The sequence below is a fragment of the Microbacterium sp. PMB16 genome, from assembly GCF_051294855.1.
Taxonomy (GTDB): Bacteria; Actinomycetota; Actinomycetes; order Actinomycetales; family Microbacteriaceae; genus Microbacterium.
In genome coordinates, this window is the sequence record NZ_CP145908.1 from 1,611,756 (window position 1) to 1,628,436 (window position 16,681).

At 69.2% G+C, this 16,681-nt stretch carries 14 protein-coding genes; 5 read left to right on the forward strand and 9 right to left on the reverse strand.

Annotation, left to right across the window (positions count from 1 at the left end; translation table 11 throughout):
• Positions 1–7: 7 nt before the first annotated feature.
• The 8 genes from V5D55_RS07760 to V5D55_RS07795 all read right to left on the reverse strand — a co-directional run bounded on the left by V5D55_RS07760 (position 8) and on the right by V5D55_RS07795 (position 9,104).
• Positions 8–352 carry a UBP-type zinc finger domain-containing protein gene (locus tag V5D55_RS07760; RefSeq protein WP_435748822.1) on the reverse strand — a complete coding sequence of 115 codons (345 nt, stop codon included), beginning with the start codon at positions 350–352 and terminating at the stop codon, positions 8–10.
• Positions 353–364: 12 nt separating this feature from the next.
• A complete protein-coding gene (locus V5D55_RS07765) occupies positions 365–2,023 on the reverse strand; it encodes an FAD-dependent oxidoreductase (RefSeq protein ID WP_435748823.1) in 1,659 nt (552 codons plus the stop codon).
• 78 nt (positions 2,024–2,101) lie between these two features.
• Positions 2,102–2,869, reverse strand: coding sequence for an ATP-binding cassette domain-containing protein (locus V5D55_RS07770; protein WP_435748824.1), 768 nt, complete (start codon positions 2,867–2,869; stop codon positions 2,102–2,104).
• Positions 2,866–4,044, reverse strand: a complete 1,179-nt coding sequence (locus tag V5D55_RS07775; RefSeq protein ID WP_435748825.1) for an ROK family transcriptional regulator — start codon at positions 4,042–4,044, stop codon at positions 2,866–2,868. The genes V5D55_RS07770 and V5D55_RS07775 overlap by 4 nt, the downstream gene beginning before the upstream one ends.
• 37 nt (positions 4,045–4,081) lie before the next feature.
• Complete coding sequence (mmsB, locus tag V5D55_RS07780) at positions 4,082–5,260, reverse strand: multiple monosaccharide ABC transporter permease (protein WP_435748826.1); 1,179 nt, start codon at positions 5,258–5,260, stop codon at positions 4,082–4,084.
• Positions 5,257–6,798 carry a multiple monosaccharide ABC transporter ATP-binding protein gene (mmsA, locus tag V5D55_RS07785; protein WP_435748827.1) on the reverse strand — a complete coding sequence of 514 codons (1,542 nt, stop codon included), beginning with the start codon at positions 6,796–6,798 and terminating at the stop codon, positions 5,257–5,259. Before mmsA ends, mmsB begins: the two co-directional genes overlap by 4 nt.
• Positions 6,799–6,867: 69 nt before the next feature.
• Entirely contained in the window at positions 6,868–8,022 is a 1,155-nt protein-coding gene (gene chvE, locus V5D55_RS07790) for a multiple monosaccharide ABC transporter substrate-binding protein (protein WP_435748828.1), read from the reverse strand.
• Between the two features lie 425 nt (positions 8,023–8,447).
• Positions 8,448–9,104 (reverse strand): GntR family transcriptional regulator, encoded by a 657-nt coding sequence (locus V5D55_RS07795; protein WP_435748829.1) that lies wholly within the window; start codon positions 9,102–9,104, stop codon positions 8,448–8,450.
• A 162-nt stretch (positions 9,105–9,266) separates the two neighbouring features.
• Here V5D55_RS07795 and V5D55_RS07800 point away from each other — a divergent pair, with 162 nt between their 5' ends.
• Genes V5D55_RS07800 through V5D55_RS07820 form a run of 5 tightly spaced genes read left to right on the forward strand, consistent with a single transcriptional unit; the run spans position 9,267 to position 16,396 of the window.
• Positions 9,267–11,366, forward strand: coding sequence for a beta-galactosidase (locus V5D55_RS07800; RefSeq protein ID WP_435748830.1), 2,100 nt, complete (start codon positions 9,267–9,269; stop codon positions 11,364–11,366).
• Entirely contained in the window at positions 11,363–12,766 is a 1,404-nt protein-coding gene (gene gcvPA, locus V5D55_RS07805) for an aminomethyl-transferring glycine dehydrogenase subunit GcvPA (protein ID WP_435748831.1), read from the forward strand. The genes V5D55_RS07800 and gcvPA overlap by 4 nt, the downstream gene beginning before the upstream one ends.
• Complete coding sequence (gene gcvPB, locus V5D55_RS07810; RefSeq protein WP_435748832.1) at positions 12,763–14,370, forward strand: aminomethyl-transferring glycine dehydrogenase subunit GcvPB; 1,608 nt, start codon at positions 12,763–12,765, stop codon at positions 14,368–14,370. Before gcvPA ends, gcvPB begins: the two co-directional genes overlap by 4 nt.
• Complete coding sequence (locus tag V5D55_RS07815; protein ID WP_435748833.1) at positions 14,367–15,617, forward strand: ATP-NAD kinase family protein; 1,251 nt, start codon at positions 14,367–14,369, stop codon at positions 15,615–15,617. The genes gcvPB and V5D55_RS07815 overlap by 4 nt, the downstream gene beginning before the upstream one ends.
• Before the next feature lie 20 nt (positions 15,618–15,637).
• Entirely contained in the window at positions 15,638–16,396 is a 759-nt protein-coding gene (locus V5D55_RS07820) for an SDR family NAD(P)-dependent oxidoreductase (RefSeq protein ID WP_435748834.1), read from the forward strand.
• Positions 16,397–16,463: 67 nt separating this feature from the next.
• On the opposite strand, the gene V5D55_RS07825 is transcribed toward V5D55_RS07820, so the two are convergent.
• Positions 16,464–16,616 carry a hypothetical protein gene (locus V5D55_RS07825; protein WP_435748835.1) on the reverse strand — a complete coding sequence of 51 codons (153 nt, stop codon included), beginning with the start codon at positions 16,614–16,616 and terminating at the stop codon, positions 16,464–16,466.
• Positions 16,617–16,681 lie beyond the last annotated feature (65 nt).

A 16,681-nucleotide genomic window follows, 5' to 3' on the forward strand; every position in this document is an offset into this window, starting at 1 on the left:
CGCGCGGTCAGGTGTGGATGAGGTCCTGCCAGTTGGCCGGAACGCGGCCGGCGGGGCCGGGCACCGGCTGATCGGCGGGGTGGCTGGTCGGTTCCGCGAGCTCCGGTCCCTCGAACGTGGACTCGTCGACGTAGTCCCAGTACCACTCCTCGCCGGGCTCGAAGCTCTGGATGAGCCGGTGGCCGCTCTCCCGGAAGTGGGCGGTCGCGTGCTGGCCCGGGGACGTGTCGCAGCAGCCCACGTGTCCGCACGCCGCGCAGCGACGCAGGTGCACCCAGAATCCGCCGTCCGCGTCGCATTCGGCGCATCCGGCTCCGGACGGTGCCGCATTCGTGTCGATGTCGGAAGTCATGTCTTTCCTCTCTCAGTAGGCCAACGCGCGATGGACGGATGCCACGGCGCTCGATCCTTCGCCGACGGCGGCAGCGACCCGTTTCATCGACCCGCGCCGCACGTCTCCGGCCGCGAACACCCGCGGCGCCGACGTCTCGAACGGCAGCGGCTCGCGGCGGCCGAGGCCCTGCCACTGCTCAAGGGTCTGGATCCCCACGTCGGTGCCGGTGCGGATGAAGCCCTCGGCGTCACGGTCGAGCGTCGGCAGCCAGGAGGTCGCCGGCGTCGCGCCGATGAAGCAGAACAGGCCGTGCGCGTCGACCTCGCCGACGGTGTCGATGCGCACCGATTCCAGCGTGCCGTCGCCGTCGAGGCCGACGACGTTCGACGAGGTGTGCACCTGCACGCGCGGATCGTCGGCGAGGCGGTCGGCCAGGTAGCTCGACATGCGTGCGCCGAGGTCATTCCCGCGCACGACGAGGTGCACCGGCGAGCCGTTCGCAGACAGGTAGAGCGCGGCCTGCCCGGCGGAGTTCGCGCCCCCGACGACGACGACCGGCTTGTTCTGCACCTGGCGCAGCTCGAGGGGCGTTGCGGCGTAGTAGACGCCTGACCGCTCGAAGTCCTCCCAGCGGTCGAGTTCGAGTCGGCGGTACGCGGCTCCCGAGGTGACGATCGTGCTGCGCGCGCGGATCAGACGACCGTCCGACAGGGCGACATCGAGGAGGTCGGGCCCGACCCGGGTCAGGCCCACGGCCTCGCACGGGGCGTAGACGCGCACGCCGAACTTCAGCGCCTGCAGGATCGCCTGGCCGATCAGATCGCCGCCGCTGACGCCGAACGGGAACCCGAGGAAGTTCTCGATGCGCGACGTGGCCGCGGCCTGGCCGCCCGGGGCGACGGCATCCAGCAGCACGGTGCTCAATCCTTCGGAAGCGCCGTAGATGGCGGCCGCGAGTCCGGCGGGGCCGCCGCCGACGACGACCAGGTCGACGATCTCGTCGGCCTGCGCCTGATAGCTGAGTCCGAGCCGCTCGGCGACGAGTCCCGGTGTCGCACGCAGCAAGGTCTCGCCCTGGATGAACGCGACGGGGAGGTCGTCGAGCGTGAACTCGTGCGTGTCGAGAGCCTCGAGGCCACCGGGCGGGAGGGCCACGGCCTTGTGCACCAGGTCGAGACGCTCGGCGAAACGGCGCAGCGCCAGGAAGTCGCTCGACGTCGTCGTCCCGAGGAACTTCAGCGTCATCGCCGCAGGTCCCGTGCGGAGGGATTCCCGCCGCGCCCACAGCGCGTGCAGGATCACGTCGCACACCTCGTCGTCCTCGTTCATCAGGGTGCGAAGGGCTGCCCGCGTCACGCGGTGCACCCGTCCCGGCTTCGTGACGCGAGCCGTCAGGAACGCCCCCTGCCCGTTCAGCAGCCCCAGCTCGCCGGCGAAGGTGCGCGGACCCATCGTCGTGATGACGACCTCGCCCACCCACCGCAGGGCGTCGCGCACGATCTCGACCTCGCCGGACTCGATGACGATGAGGTCGTAGCCGGAGTCGCCGGTGCGGAACACGTGATCCCCGACGGCGACCTCTTCGGGCGTGCCGGCCGCGACGAGCCGCTCCCACTGGTCGTCGGTCAGCGTCGGCGACATGACCGGATCCATCTCGACCTGCTCGGTCGGCTCTTCGATTCCGCCCACGCCCGTGCCCTTCGATGCTCGTGGCGTCAAAGGTATCCGCTCCGAGGGTGCGGACTCCAGTGCTTCGCGGCCGGATATCTAGGCCCCGCGCCGCGACCCCCGTGTCGTCCCGACGATCGCCGCGATCAGGTCGGAGTGCCGCGCCTCCTGACCGAACGATCCGTTGTTGCGTCCGTGGCGCAGCACCTCGACGCGATCGGACACCGCCTGGATGTCGCCCAGGTTGTGGCTGATGAAGATCACGCCGAGTCCCAGGTCGCGCAGTCGCTCGATGTGGGTGAGCACATCGGCGGTCTGCGCGACGCCGAGCGACGCGGTCGGTTCGTCCAGCACCACCAGGCGCGGGTGGCTGATCAGGGTGCGCGCGATCGCGACCGCTTGCCGTTGCCCGCCGGACAGGGTGCTCAGCGGTACGCGGAGGGACGGGATGCTGGCGCCGAGGTCGTCGATCGCATGACGAGTCGCCGTCTCCATGTCGGCGTCGCGCAGCATCCCCTTCGCCGTGCGGAGCTCACGTCCGAGGAAGACGTTGGCCGTCACGTCGAGGTTCTCGCAGACGGCCAGGTCTTGGAACACGGTGGCGATGCCGAGCGCGTGCGCATCGGCGGGGGAGCCGATCTCGACGCGTTCGCCGTTCAGACGGATCTCCCCGTCGGTCGGGGTCAGCGCGCCGGCGATGATCTTGGCGAGCGTCGACTTGCCCGCCGCGTTGTCGCCGATGAGGCCGACGACCTCGCGCGCATTGACCGTGAAGTCGACATCGGTGAGTGCTTCGACCGCGCCGAAGCGCTTCGTCACTCCGCGCAGCGTGAGCAGTGGCTCCGCCTGGGACGCCGAGATGCTCATGAGTGATCCTCGAGCAGCTGGGAAGGATCGGTCGACTGCAGGATGTGGATCGTGGCACCCACGAGCACGGCATCCTTGCCGAAAGACGACGGTACCGGATCGCGGTGCGGGCTGCGGCTCTGCGGCGCATGCTCCCGCACGGCCGACGCGAACGGGAGGAGGAAGATCGGGCCCGCCTCGACGAGCTCACCGCCGACGGTGATGACCTCGGGCGCGACCGACTGGCAGACTCCGGCGACCACGCGGCCCAGCAGGGTGGCGGCATCCGCGATCACGCGTGCACTCCCGGGATCTCCCGAGGCGGCCTGTGCGATCACGTCGCGGAACGTGACCTGGCCGTACGTCGCGCGGAGCGGTGCGGTGATCGCCTCCGCGCCGACGAACGTCTCCAGGCAGCCGCGCTGCCCGCACGTGCAGATGGACCCCGTGGGGTCGACCTGCACGTGTCCGATCTCCCCCGCAGTGCCGGACCGCCCGCGGTACAGGCGTGAGCCCAGCACGATGCCGGCGCTCGTCGTGTAGGAGGCGTGCACGAAGAGACTGTCCGACACGTCGCGGGCCGTGCCCAGAGTGGCTTCGGCGAGGGCCGCGAGGTTCGCGTCCTTCTCGACCAGCACCGGGCAGCCGAGGCGCTGCTGCACCACTTCGGCGACCGGCTGGTCCTCCCAGCGGCGCATCACCCCGCGGTAGGCGATGTGCCCGGACTCGGGGTCGACCGGCGCGGGGACCCCGATGCACACGCCGATCAGGTCGTCGGCATCCGCCGCGATCATCGCGAGCATGTCGATGAGGAGCAGGGTGATGCGGTCGAGCACGGTGTCTTCGGCGTGATCGGCAGGCAGGGGCATGGAGCGGTCGGCGAGCACGTCCTGTCCGACGTCTGTGAGTCGCACCCGCATGCTGCGGCTGCCGATCTGCACCGCCGCCACGAGCCCCGCGCGACGGGCGATCGTGACGAGCTGCGCCCGCCGTCCGCTGCGGGACGTGGGACGCGTCTCGACGAGCCCGGTCTGGGAGAGCTCCTTCACGATGGCCGACACGGTGGCCGTCGACAGGCGCGTCGCTTCGGCGAGCTCGACCTGAGTGAGCCCGCCGAAGCGCTTGACGGCATCGACGATCTTCGCCGTGTTGGCCTCGCGCAGTCCCGACTGGGAACCGCCGGGCCATCTGCTCATAGCGGGAGCCTACCGCGAGCCGCCGTCGCCGCCGCGGTCAGCGGGTCGCCCCGGCCCGACGCTTGTTCCAGACGTCGAACGCCACCGCGATCAGCAGCACCAGACCCTTCACGACCTGCTGCGTCGCCTGGTCGAGGCCCATGAGCTGCATGCCGTTGCTCATCACGGCCATGATGAGCCCGCCGATGATCGCTCCGCCCACGCGTCCGACACCGCCGGTCACCGCCGCGCCGCCGATGAAGCACGCGGCGATCGCGTCGAGTTCGAACATGTTGCCCGCGCCCGGCTGCGCGCCGTTGGTGCGCGACGAGAAGACGACACCGGCGACGCCGGCCAGCAGTCCCATGTTCACGAAGATCCAGAAGTTGATCTTCCGCACGTTCACACCGCTCAGCAGCGCGGCGTGCAGGTTGCCGCCGATCGCGTACACGTGGCGGCCGAACACGCTCTTCTGCGTGACGACCGAGTACGTGATGATGAGCACGGCGAGGAGGATCAGCACGAACGGGAGGCCGCGGCTCATCGAGAGCTGGTAGCCGAACCACATCACGACGGCGGCGATGAGCACGATCTTCGCGATGAACCAGGGGAGCGCCTCGATGGTCTGCTGGTGTGCGATCTTGCCGCGGCGCGTGCGCACCTGCCAGACGGCGTATCCCACGACACCGATCGCGAAGATCACCAGAGTGAAGACGTCGACGCCGTACCCGCCGAACAGTCCGTTGAAGAATCCGTTCGCGATCGAGTAGTAGGTGCCGCCGAACGGCGAGAGCGAGACGTTGCTCAGCACGAGGAAGGTGAGCCCGCGGAAGAGGAGCATGCCCGCGAGCGTCACGATGAACGCCGGGATGCCGACGAACGCGACCCAGAAGCCCTGCCAGGCGCCGACGAGGACGCCGACCAGGAGCGCGGCGATCACGCCGACCCACCAGGGCTGCCCGCCACGGATCACCAGCACCGCCGCGACCGCACCCGTGAGGGCCACGACCGATCCGACCGAGAGGTCGATGTGCCCGGCGATGATGACGATGACCATGCCGATCGCCAGGATCAGGATGTAGGAGTACTGCAGGACGATGTTGGTGAGGTTGCCCGGCGACAGGAATGTCGGGTTGAGGATCGCGAAGAAGGCGACGATGGCCACGAACGCGACCAGGATCCCGCTCTGACGCAGGTTGCGGGTGACGAGGTTGAGGAGATTCGTGACGCCGGTCATGGCGCGGCCGTCCTTTCGAGGGTCATGAGCTGCATGAGGTTTTCCTGGGTCGCTTCGGTTGTCGGCACTTCGCCGGTGATCCTGCCGAAGGCCAGGGTGTAGATGCGGTCGCAGATGCCGAGGAGCTCGGGCAGTTCGGAGGAGATGACCAGAACGCCCTTCCCCTCCGCGACCAGGCGGTTGATGATCGTGTAGATCTCGTACTTCGCACCGACGTCGATCCCGCGGGTCGGCTCATCGAGGATGAGGACGTCCGGTCCGGTCTGGATCCACTTGCTGAGCACGACCTTCTGCTGGTTGCCGCCGGACAGGTTGCCCACCATCTGCAGCACCGAAGGCGACTTGATGTTGAGCTCCGCCTTGTACTGCTCGGCGACCTTGAGTTCGCGGTTCGCATCGATCCAGCCGCCCGGGCTGATCATGCGGAGCGACGCCATGGTGATGTTGTGGCGGATGTCGTCGATGAGGTTCAGGCCGAACTTCTTCCGATCCTCCGTCGCGTACGCGATGCCGGCGCGGATCGCGGCGCTCGTGGTCGAGGTGTTGACCTCTTTCCCGCGCACGAAGACGCGTCCACTGGCGTTCCGCCCATAGGTGCGACCGAACACGCTCATCGCGAGCTCCGTCCGCCCTGCTCCCATGAGCCCGGCGATGCCGACGACCTCGCCGGCGCGCACGGTGAGCGAGGCGTTGTCGACCATCACGCGGCCCGGCTGCGTCGGGTGGTGCACCGTCCAGTTCTCGATGCGCAGGACTTCCTCGCCGAGGTCGGGGGTGCGCTCCGGGTAGCGGTTGGCGAGGTCGCGGCCCACCATGGCGCGGATGATCCGGTCCTGGGTGGATGCCGGATCCTTCATGTCGAGCGTGTCGATCGAGTGGCCGTCACGGATGACGGTGGTGCGATCGGCGATCGCCGCGATCTCGTTGAGCTTGTGCGAGATGATGATCGACGTCATCCCCTCGTCGCGCAGGCGCCGGAGCAGGTCGAGCAGGTGCGCCGAATCCGTGTCGTTCAGGGCTGCTGTCGGCTCGTCGAGGATGAGCAGCCGCACGTTCTTCGACAGGGCCTTCGCGATCTCGATGAGCTGCTGCTTGCCGACGCCGAGCTGTGAGACGGGGGTCGTCGGATCTTCGTCGAGCCCGACCTGCGCGAGCAGCCGGCTCGCCTCCGCGTTCGCCCGGTCCCAGTCGATAAGGCCGCCGCGTCCGCGGCGCTCGTTGCCGAGGAAGATGTTCTCCGCGACGCTGAGGTACGGGATCAGAGCCAGCTCCTGGTGGATGATCACGATGCCCACCTGCTCGGAATCGTTGATGGAGCCGAACCGGGCCTCTTCGCCCTCGTAGATGATCTGGCCCTCGTAGCTGCCGTGCGGGTAGACCCCGGACAGCACCTTCATGAGCGTGGACTTGCCCGCGCCGTTCTCGCCGCAGATCGCGAGGATCTCGCCGGCCTTCACATCGAGGTTCACTCCCTGCAGGGCCTTCACGCCCGGGAAGCTCTTCTCGATGTCGCGCATCTCCAGGATGGCTGTCGTCATGAACCCTGGTCCTTTCACTGAGACTGTCGGACGCGCGGTCGTCGACCGCGCGTCCGACAGGGAGGGGGACTATTCGGCGACGCCCGAGTCGACCTCGGCCTGGGTCCAGTAACCGGAGTCGACGAGGAGGGACACGATGTTGTCCTTGTAGACGATGTCCGACTGGAGCAGGTACGACGGCACGACCTTCACGCCGTTGTCGTAGGTCTTCGTGTCGTTCGCCTCGGGTTCGTTGCCCTCGAGGATGTCCTCGGCGGCGACGACGGACTGCTCGGCGAGCTTGCGGGTGTCCTTGAAGATCGACGCGAACTGCACGCCCTGGTTGATCAGGCTGACCGAGCCGATCTCGGCATCCTGGCCCGTGACGATCGGGAGGCCGTCGGCGATGTTCGGGCCGAGGCCGCCGGTGCCCTGGAGCGCGGTGATGATGCCGCGCGAGAGACCGTCGTAGGGCGAGAGGACGCCATCGAGCTTCGTGCCGTTGCCGTAGGTCGACGTCAGCAGGTCTTCCATGCGCTTCTGCGCGGTCTCCTGCTGCCAGCGCAGGATCGCGGCCTGCTCGATGTCGGTCTGGCCGGACGGCACCGCCAGCACCTTCTTGTCGATGTACGGCTGCAGGGTGTCCATCGCGCCCTGCCAGAAGAAGTGCGCGTTGTTGTCGTCGAGCGAGCCGGCGAAGAGCTCGATGTTGAACGGACCCTTGGCGTCGGTCTCCTTGCCGTCCTTGTCGAGCACGCCGAGTCCGGTGAGCAGCGAGGTCGCCTGCTGAACTCCGACCTTGTAGTTGTCGAACGTGACGTAGAAGTCGACGTTCTCGCTGTCGCGGATCAGTCGGTCGTAGGAGATGACCGGGATGTTGGCGGCGGCCGCGGCGTCGAGCTGCGACGACAGCGCCGTGCCGTCGATCGCGGCGACGATCAGGAGGTCTGCGCCCTTGGTGATCATCTGGTCGATCTGCTGACCCTGGGTGGGGATGTCGTCGCCGGCGTACTGCAGCTCGACCTGGTAGCCGGATTCCTCCAGGCCGTCCTTCACGGCGCTGCCGTCGGCGATCCACCGCTCAGAGGTCTGAGTCGGCATCGAGACACCGATCAGGAGGTCGCCCTTGTCGACCTCTTCGCCGCCGCCGGTGCCACCGGTGGACCCGGCGCCGCCGCCTCCGCAGCCTGCGAGGGCGAGCGCCCCGACCAGGCCGAGGGCCGCGAGTGCGTACTTCTTCTTCATTCCGAGCTCCTTCGCTGTGAACGGCGGCGTCTCTGTCGACGCCCGTGCGGAGTCCGCTTCTCTGTCGGTTCCGCTTGAGCCACTTTCTTGAGTTCGAGACTCGAAGTCAAGACGTCGTGACGGTTTCGTTACTTTTCCTGTGCGTCCGAGGTTTCCCGCAGAATCACCACTCTGGACGCCGATGAAGCGTTCGAGACCCGAAGCCAGGGAGCGCCCGCGATCCGGTGCAGATCGCGGTAACTCTGCCAGTATGTTGACGTCACCATGTCAACGTCAACAGCAAACCCGAGGTCACGGCGGCCGCCGGCCTCGCCCGGCTCGGCCCAGCGGAGAATCGGAGTCGCGAGAAAGCAGCCGAATCGGCCCGAGATGGCTGCGATTCCGCGACCGGAACTGAGCCGGCCAACCGATACGGCGGCGTTGGGTTAGGCGGTGAAGTAGGTGCTCGACGCGTTGTCGAGGATGCGCTGCATGCCGTGCACCCAGTTCAGCTTCAGCGCTTCGACGGCGCCGGGGATGTCGCCGTCGGCCAGGCGCCGGGCGATCTCGGTGTGCTCGGCGGCGACGCGCTCGACCTTGACGTCTTCCGGCACGAGAAGCGATTCGTAGCGGTGGAACGAGCTGCGTACGCTCTCGATGACCGCGAGGAGGCGGGTGTTCGGGCAGGCCGACAGCATGACGCTGTGCCACTCGTCGTCCTTGGTGATCACGAGCTTGTGCTCGACCAGTTCGTCGGCGAAAGCATCCGCCATCGCCTTGAGGCGCACGCCGATCTCACGCAGTTCGTCGAGCGGGCTGAGTTCGAGGGCGAGGCTCTCGAGCGCCGCCATGACGGGCGCGAGGTCGCGGAACTCTGAGGCGCTGAGCGGGACGAACCGGAAGCCCTTGCCGTTCTCGCTCTCGATCTGCCCCTCGGACTCGAGAGCGATCAGGGCCTCGCGCAGCGGGGTGCGACTGACGCCGAGTTCGGTGGCGAGCTGCACCTCGTTGATGCCCTCGCCGGGTTGGACGAGGCCGGAGCGCATCCGCTCCAGAAGCTCCGCACGCACCTGCGAGCGCAGGTTCTTGCGTTCGATCGCCATGCCTCTCCCCATCTGCCGACTCGTCGCCAGCCTATGGCTTGACGACCTCGAAACGACGTTCTACTGTGTGTATACAGAATACAGGCAGGATGGTCGAAGCGCCAGCGCAAGACCGGATCGTCGGAAGATTCACGACAGCCGAAGACTCAGAGAGGAGCCCCCGTGCCCGTACCCGATGCCGCCCAGCCGATCCGGCCCGTGCGACTCGATGCGCTCGCCTTCGGCGGCGACTACAACCCGGATCAGTGGTCGGAGGAGACCTGGCACGAGGACATCCGCCTCATGCGCGAGGCCGGCGTGAACATGGTCAGCCTGCCGATCTTCAGCTGGCCGCAGCTCGAGCCCGAATCCGGTGTGTACGACTGGGGCTGGCTCGACCGCATCATCGATCTGCTGTGGGATGCCGGCATCGCGATCGACCTCGCGACGGCCACCGCGACCCCGCCGTCGTGGCTGCTGCGCGCGCACCCCGAGATGGCGCCGTGGGATGCCGATGGCCACCGCCTCGAGTTCGGCTCCCGGCAGACCTATTGCCCCTCGTCGCCGATCTGGCGCGAGAATGTCGCCCGGATGACGCGTGCCATGGCCGAGCGCTACGGCGCGCATCCGGGGCTTGCGATGTGGCACATCTCGAACGAGTACGGCGATCACGTCTCCCGCTGCTGGTGCCCCGAGACGGCGCGGCACTTCCGGCGTTGGCTGCAGAACCGCTACGGCGACCTCGACGGACTCAATGCGGCGTGGGGCGTGAACGTGTGGGGCCAGCGGTACACCTCGTGGGACCACATCGAGACGCCGAAGAAGGCGCCGGGACCGCTCACCCCGACCCAGCTCCTCGACTTCGAACGCTTCTCCTCCGACGCGATGCTCGAGCTCTTCCAGGTCGAGATCGACGTGCTCCGCGAGGTCACCCCCGACATCGCGGTGACCACGAACTTCATGAGCATGTTCCGCGATCTCGACTACTGGGACTTCGCGTCCGTCGAAGACGTCGTCACCGACGACGCCTACCCCGAGCCCGCCGACCCGACCTCGCACGTCGGCGCCGCCCTCAACTACGGGCTGATGCGCGCGCTCAAGGGCGGGCAGCCCTGGCTGCTGCTCGAGTCGTCGGCGAGCGCCACCAGCTGGCGCGACGTGAACGTGCCGAAGGCGCCGGGCAAGATCCGCGTCGAGAGTCTGCAGGCCGTGGCCCACGGATCCGATGCGGTGATGTTCTTCCAGTGGCGGCAGGCGAAGTACGGCCAGGAGAAGTTCCACTCCTCGATGCTCGGCCACCGCGGCGAACGCTCCCGCAGCTACCAGGAGACCAAGGCTCTCGGCCTGGAGCTGAAGAAGCTCGAGCCGGTGCGCGGCACCCGCGTGCGCTCCCGCGTCGCGCTGGTCGTCGACTGGGACTCGTGGTGGGGCACGAGCGCGGTCGAGTCGCTGCCGTCGCAGCGGCTGCAGTGGGCGGAGCAGACGCGCGCCTGGCACCGTGCCCTGTACATGCTCGGTCAGCCGACGGATGCCGTGCGAGCTACGGGTCCGTTCGACGCGTATGACGTCGTCGTGGTGCCGAACCTGTACATCGTCGAGCAGCCGCAGGCCGATGCGCTCCGCGCGTTCGTCGAGCGCGGCGGGCACCTGGTGGTCGGGCCGTTCTCCGGAGTGGTGGATGCCGCCGAGAAGGTGCACGACGGCGGAGCGCCCGGCCCGCTGCGCGACCTCCTCGGCATCGAGGTCGACGAGCAATGGCCGATCGCGGACGGCCTCACGGCGACCATCGACTACGCCGGGGAAGCCCTCACGGTGCCGCACTGGAGCGAATGGCTCGAGGCCGATGACGATGTCGAGGTGCGGGGAACCTACGCCGGCGGCGAGCTCGACGGCCTGCCCGCGGTGACTCGCCGCGCGGTCGGCGCGGGGTCGGCCTGGTATCTGAGCGCGATGGTCGAGCCCGCCGGGATGCTGCCGGTCTTCCGTGATGTGCTGCGTACCGCGGGACTCCCCGCCCGCGCAGACACCGATGTCGACGTCGAGGTCGTCACCCGCGCCGACGAGACCACCGACTACACGTTCTACCTGAACCACGGACGCGCGCCCGTCGCCTTCGAGATCCCCGGCACGTCGACGGACCTGCTCACCGGCATCCGTCATTCCGGCCGCCTGGAACTCGGGCGTTACGGCGTCGCGGTGTTGGCCGCACCGCGGTCGGAGACCGTCCCTTTCGCCACCCTGACCATGCCTCTGCGCACCAACGATGTGAAGGAGGACGCATGACGAGCGACAGCTTCGTGCATCCGTACATCCCCAACACGGCACCCGAGTCGCGGGCAGCCATGCTCGCGGCCGTCGGTGCCGCCTCCACCGACGAGTTCTACGCCGACGTGCCGGCAGCCCTCCGGCTCGGCCGTCCGCTCGATCTGCCGGCGCCGTTCGTCGCCGAGCAGGATCTCGCCCGTCACGTGCGGGGGCTGCTGGCGAAGAACCGCTCGACGCAGGACCGGCTGAGCTTCCTCGGTGCGGGTGTCTACAACCACTACGTGCCGGCCGTCGTCGACGAGGTCATCGGGCGCAGCGAGTTCCTCACCGCCTACGCGGGGGAGCCGTACGAGGACCACGGCCGCTTCCAGGCGCTGTTCCAGTACCAGTCGCTGATGGCCGAACTGCTCGCGATGGACGTCGTGAACGTGCCGACCTACGACGGCTATCAGGCGACCGCGACGGGACTCGCGATGTCGGGCCGGATGACCGGGCGCTCGCGCGTGCTCGTCGCGAGCGACGTGCTGCCGGCGAAGCTGTCGAAGGTGCAGGATTTCGTGCGTGCGCACCTGGCGCTCGACACGGTCCCGACCGTGGACGGCACCGTCGACGTCGCCGCCGTCGTGGCGGCGCTCGCGGACGACGTCGCCGCGGTCTGGGTGGAGACGCCCAGCGCGACCGGAGCCGTCGAAGCGGCGCTGCGGGAGATCGCGGATGCCGCGCACGCGGCCGGCGCCGTGCTCGTGGTCGGCACCGATCCGATCGGCTACGGCGTGCTCACGCCGCCCGCGCTCGCAGGTGCCGACATCGTCACCGGCGACATCCAGTCCCTCGGACTGCACCAGTGGTTCGGCGGCGCGCACGGCGGCTTCATCGCGGTGCACGACGACCCCCGGTTCATCATGGAGATGCCGTCGCGGCTGTTCGGGCTCGCGACCACCGACGTGCCCGGTGAGTACGGATTCGGCGACGTCGCCTACGACCGCACCTCCTTCGCGCACCGCGAAGAGGGCAAGGAATGGGTCGGCACGGCCGCGGCCCTCTGGGGCATCGCTGTGGGCGTCTACTTGTCGCTGATGGGTCCGGCCGGCATGGCGGAGCTCGGCGAGGTGCTGCTCGCCCGCACCCGCTACGCGCAGCGCGCGCTCGCCGCGGTTCCGGGCATCACGCTCGACGACGATGCCGTGCATCTGCGCGAGTTCACCGTGACGTTCGCCGACGTCACCGCGGCCGAGGTCGTCACAGCGCTGCGCGCTCAGGGCATCGAGCCCGGCGTGGTCGTCGACACGCATCGACTGCTGGTGTGCGTCACCGAGCTCACCTCCCAGGCCGACATCGACCGGCTGGCGTCCGCGCTCGCCGCCGTCGCGGCATCCGACTCCCCCTCCGATCTCGCTGCGAAGGAGCAGAACCGATGAGTCTTCCCGTCGCGCCGAAGCCGGCGCTCCGCCGGTTCCAGCAGGCCCGTTGGGACGAGCCGATCATCTTCGAACTCACCACCCCCGGCGAGCGCGGCGTGCTGGTCTCGCAGGTCGAGCCCGGCGTGCGGAAGGTCGTCGGTGACGTCGTCGCCGACCTCCCGGCATCCCTGCGGCGTCCATCGCGACCGGCACTGCCGGAGATGGGGCAGATGCGCGTGCTCAAGCACTACCTGCGCCTCTCCCAGGAGAACCTCGGCGCCGACTTCAACGTCGACATCGGCCAGGGCACCTGCACCATGAAGTACGCCCCGAAGATCAACGACCAGCTCGCCGGCACCCCGCAGCTCACCGCGATGCACCCGCACCAGGATCCGGCCGACGCGCAGGGGGTGCTCGAGATCGTCTGGCAGCTGGAGCGGATGCTGGCGGAGATCTCCGGCATGGACGAGGTCTCGCTGCACACGCAGGGCGGCTCGGCCGCGATCTGGGCCAACGTCGCCATGATCCGGGCGTACCACGAGGCGAACGGCGAGGCCGAGCAGCGCCGCGAGGTCATCACCACCATCTTCAGCCACCCCTCCAATGCGGCGGCGGCGAAGGCGGCGGGCTACGAGGTCATCACGGTGTTCCCGGATGCCGACGGCTACCCCTCCCTCGACGCGCTGAAGGCCGCGCTCTCCCCGCGCACGGCGGCGATCATGGTCACCAACCCCGAGGACACCGGCATCTACAACCCGGCGATCCGGGAGTGGGTGGACGCCGCGCACGCGGTCGGCGCGCTGGCGTCATACGACCAGGCGAACGCGAACGGCATCCTGGGCATCACGCGTGCCCGCGACGCCGGCTTCGACGTGTGCCACTTCAACCTGCACAAGACGTTCGGCACCCCGCACGGCTGCGGCGGACCGGGCTCCGGTGCGAACGCGGTCAGCGCTGCGCTCGCGCCGTTCCTGCCGGGGCCGCGGGTCGTGCGCGCCGACGACGGGACCTTCGCCGTCGGAGAGCTGGGCGAGCGGTCGATCGGCACCGTCGCGCCGTTCTTCGGGGTGATCCCCGCGCTCGTCAAGGCGTATTCGTGGATCATGGCCCTCGGTGCGGAGGGGCTGCTCGCCGCCGCCGAGACCGCGGTGCTGAACAACAACTACCTGATGGCGCGCGTGCTCGCGATCCCCGGAGCATCCGCTCCCTACGCCACCGGTCGCCGCCGCATCGAGCAGGTGCGGTACTCGTGGGAGGAGCTGTTCCAGGACACCGGCGTCTCGTCCGAGGAGATCGGCATCCGGATGAGCGACTTCGGCATGCATTACTGGACCAGCCACCACCCGTACGTGGTGCCGCAGCCCTTCACCCTCGAGCCGACCGAGTCGTATTCGATGTCCGAGCTCGACGAGTACGCGGCGACGCTCGCCGAGGTGGCGCGCGAGGCGCGGGAGACCCCCGACGTCGTCCGCACCGCCCCGCACAACCAGACCGTGCACCACACGCACCACGACGACCTCGACGACCCGGAGCGGTGGGCGATCACCTGGCGCGCGTATCTGCGGAAGTACCCGGAGGCCGTGAGCGGTCAGCGATTCCCGGGGGAGTCCGTCGCGTCGTGATCGGACTGGTCGTCAACCCTGTCGCCGGAGTCGGCGGGCCCGCGGGCCTCGCCGGCTCCGACGGTGCGGACGTGCAACGCCTCGCGGTCTCGCGCGGTGCGCGGTCGCGCGTGCAGGAGCGGGCGGCCGCGGCGTTGTCGGTGCTGGCGGCGCAGCATCCGGGCCTCGTGGTGATGACCGCGGAGGGCGAGATGGGGGCAGATGCCGTGCGTGCCGCCGGCCTCGTGCCGTGCGTGGTGCACGCGCCGTCGGGGTCGTCGCCGACCCGGGCGGAGGACACCTCGCGCGCTGTCGCCGCCATCGCTGCGGCGGGGGCCGACCTCGTGCTGGTCGTCGGGGGCGACGGGACGCTGCGCGATGCGGCGGCGGGCGTCGGTGTCGCCGGTCGCGCGTTCACAATTCAGCAAGAACGTGTCGCACCGGGCGCCTCGAGCGGCGAATCGGGCCTGCGGACACCGTTCTGGCTGAATTGTGAACGCGAGGACCGCGAGCCCGAGCCGCGCATCCCGGCCGTGCTCGGCATTCCGGCGGGCGTGAAGATGTACTCCCCGGTGTTCGCGGTCAGTCCGCGGGCCGCGGGCGCACTCGCCGCCGACTGGGTCACGCATCACGGGCTGCCGACCGCCGACCGCGAGGTGCTCGACATCGACGAGGCCGCGATGCGGCGGGCCCGCGTCGACCCCACGCTCTACGGAATGCTGCGGGTGCCGTACCGCGCCGGTCGCACGCAGGCGCGCAAGGCCGCGACGCCTGCATCCGAAGCCGCGGCCGTCGAAGCCGCCGCCCGCGGAGCCGTCGCGCGCATGCAGCCGGGCTTCCGCTACCTGCTCGGCCCCGGCGGCACGACCGCCGAGATCGCCAGACAGCTCGGGATCGAGGGCAGTCCCCTCGGCGTCGACGTGGTCCTCGACGGCGCGGTCGTCGTCCCAGGCGCGAGCGAGCAGCAGCTTCTCGCCGAGATCGCCCGCGGACCCGCACGCGCCGTGGTCACGGTGATCGGCGGCCAGGGCTTCCTCCTCGGCCGCGGCAACCAGCAGCTGTCGGCATCCGTCCTCCGCGCCATCGGCGACCCGCTCCTCGTCGTCGCCCCCGAGCAGAAGCTCATCGACCTGCAGGGCCGCGCGCTCCTGGTCGACACCGGAGACCGCGAGCTCGACGCTCGTCTCGCCGGACACATCCGCGTCATCACGGGTGTCGGCAGCAGCAGCCTGTACCCCGTGACGGCTCCCGAACTCACCCCCGTCTGAACGAACCCGAAAGGAACCCCATGCGTCTCGAGAACAAGAAGGCCATCGTCACCGGCGGAGCCGGCGGCATCGGCCGTGCGACGTCCCTCGCGCTCGCCGCGGAGGGCGCGTCCGTCGCCGTCGTCGACCTGAACGCCGAGGCGGCGGAGGCCGTCGCGGCCGAGATCCGTGAGGCGGGTGGCACCGCCGTCGCGATCGCCGCCGATGTCGCGAGCGAACAGGACATCGAGCGCGTCGTCGCAACCGCGATCTCCGAGCTGGGCGGCGTGAACGTCGTCTTCAACAACGCGGGGATCATCCGCCGCACGACCGCGGTCGAGACGACCGTCGAGGAGTGGGACCGCGTCTTCGGCGTGAACGTGCGCTCGATCTTCCTGATGTGCAAGCACATCGTGCCGGTCATGGAGGCCGCCGGCGGCGGTTCGATCATCAACACGGGCTCCGGCTGGGGCCTCAAGGGCGGAGGCCAGGCGATCTCGTACTGCGCGTCGAAGGGCGCGGTCGTGAACATGACCCGGGCGCTGGCGATCGACCACGGGCCGGCCGGCATCCGGGTGAATTCGGTCAACCCGGGCGACGTGAACACCGGGATGCTGCGCGAAGAGGCCCGGCAGCTCGCGCAGGACACGAATGCGTTCCTCGCCGAGGCGGCCGACCGCCCGCTGCGCCGGATGGGCGAGCCGCACGAGGTCGCGCAGGCCGTGGTCTGGCTCGCGAGCGACGACTCCTCGTACGTGACGGGCTCGGCACTGGTGGTCGACGGCGGCGGGATCGCCTAGCGGCTGAGTTCTTCTGCTCTCGACGATTCTCGGACGGATGCAGCTTTTTCGGCTGATCTCGCCGGGATCATCCGAAATTGTTGCGATCGTCCGAAAATCGGGGGAGGGATGCCGACGACCGGAGCGGACGCAGACGAGCGTGCTCGGCGGCGAGGTCGTCGACGGCGAACTGGGCGAGGGGGATGCCGTCTTCGACGAGCGCATCGCGACAGAGCTTCACGGCGGGGTGGCCGGACGGCTCGAGCAGCAGCTCGGGACCGTCCGATGCCTCGGCGGACCGGCTGA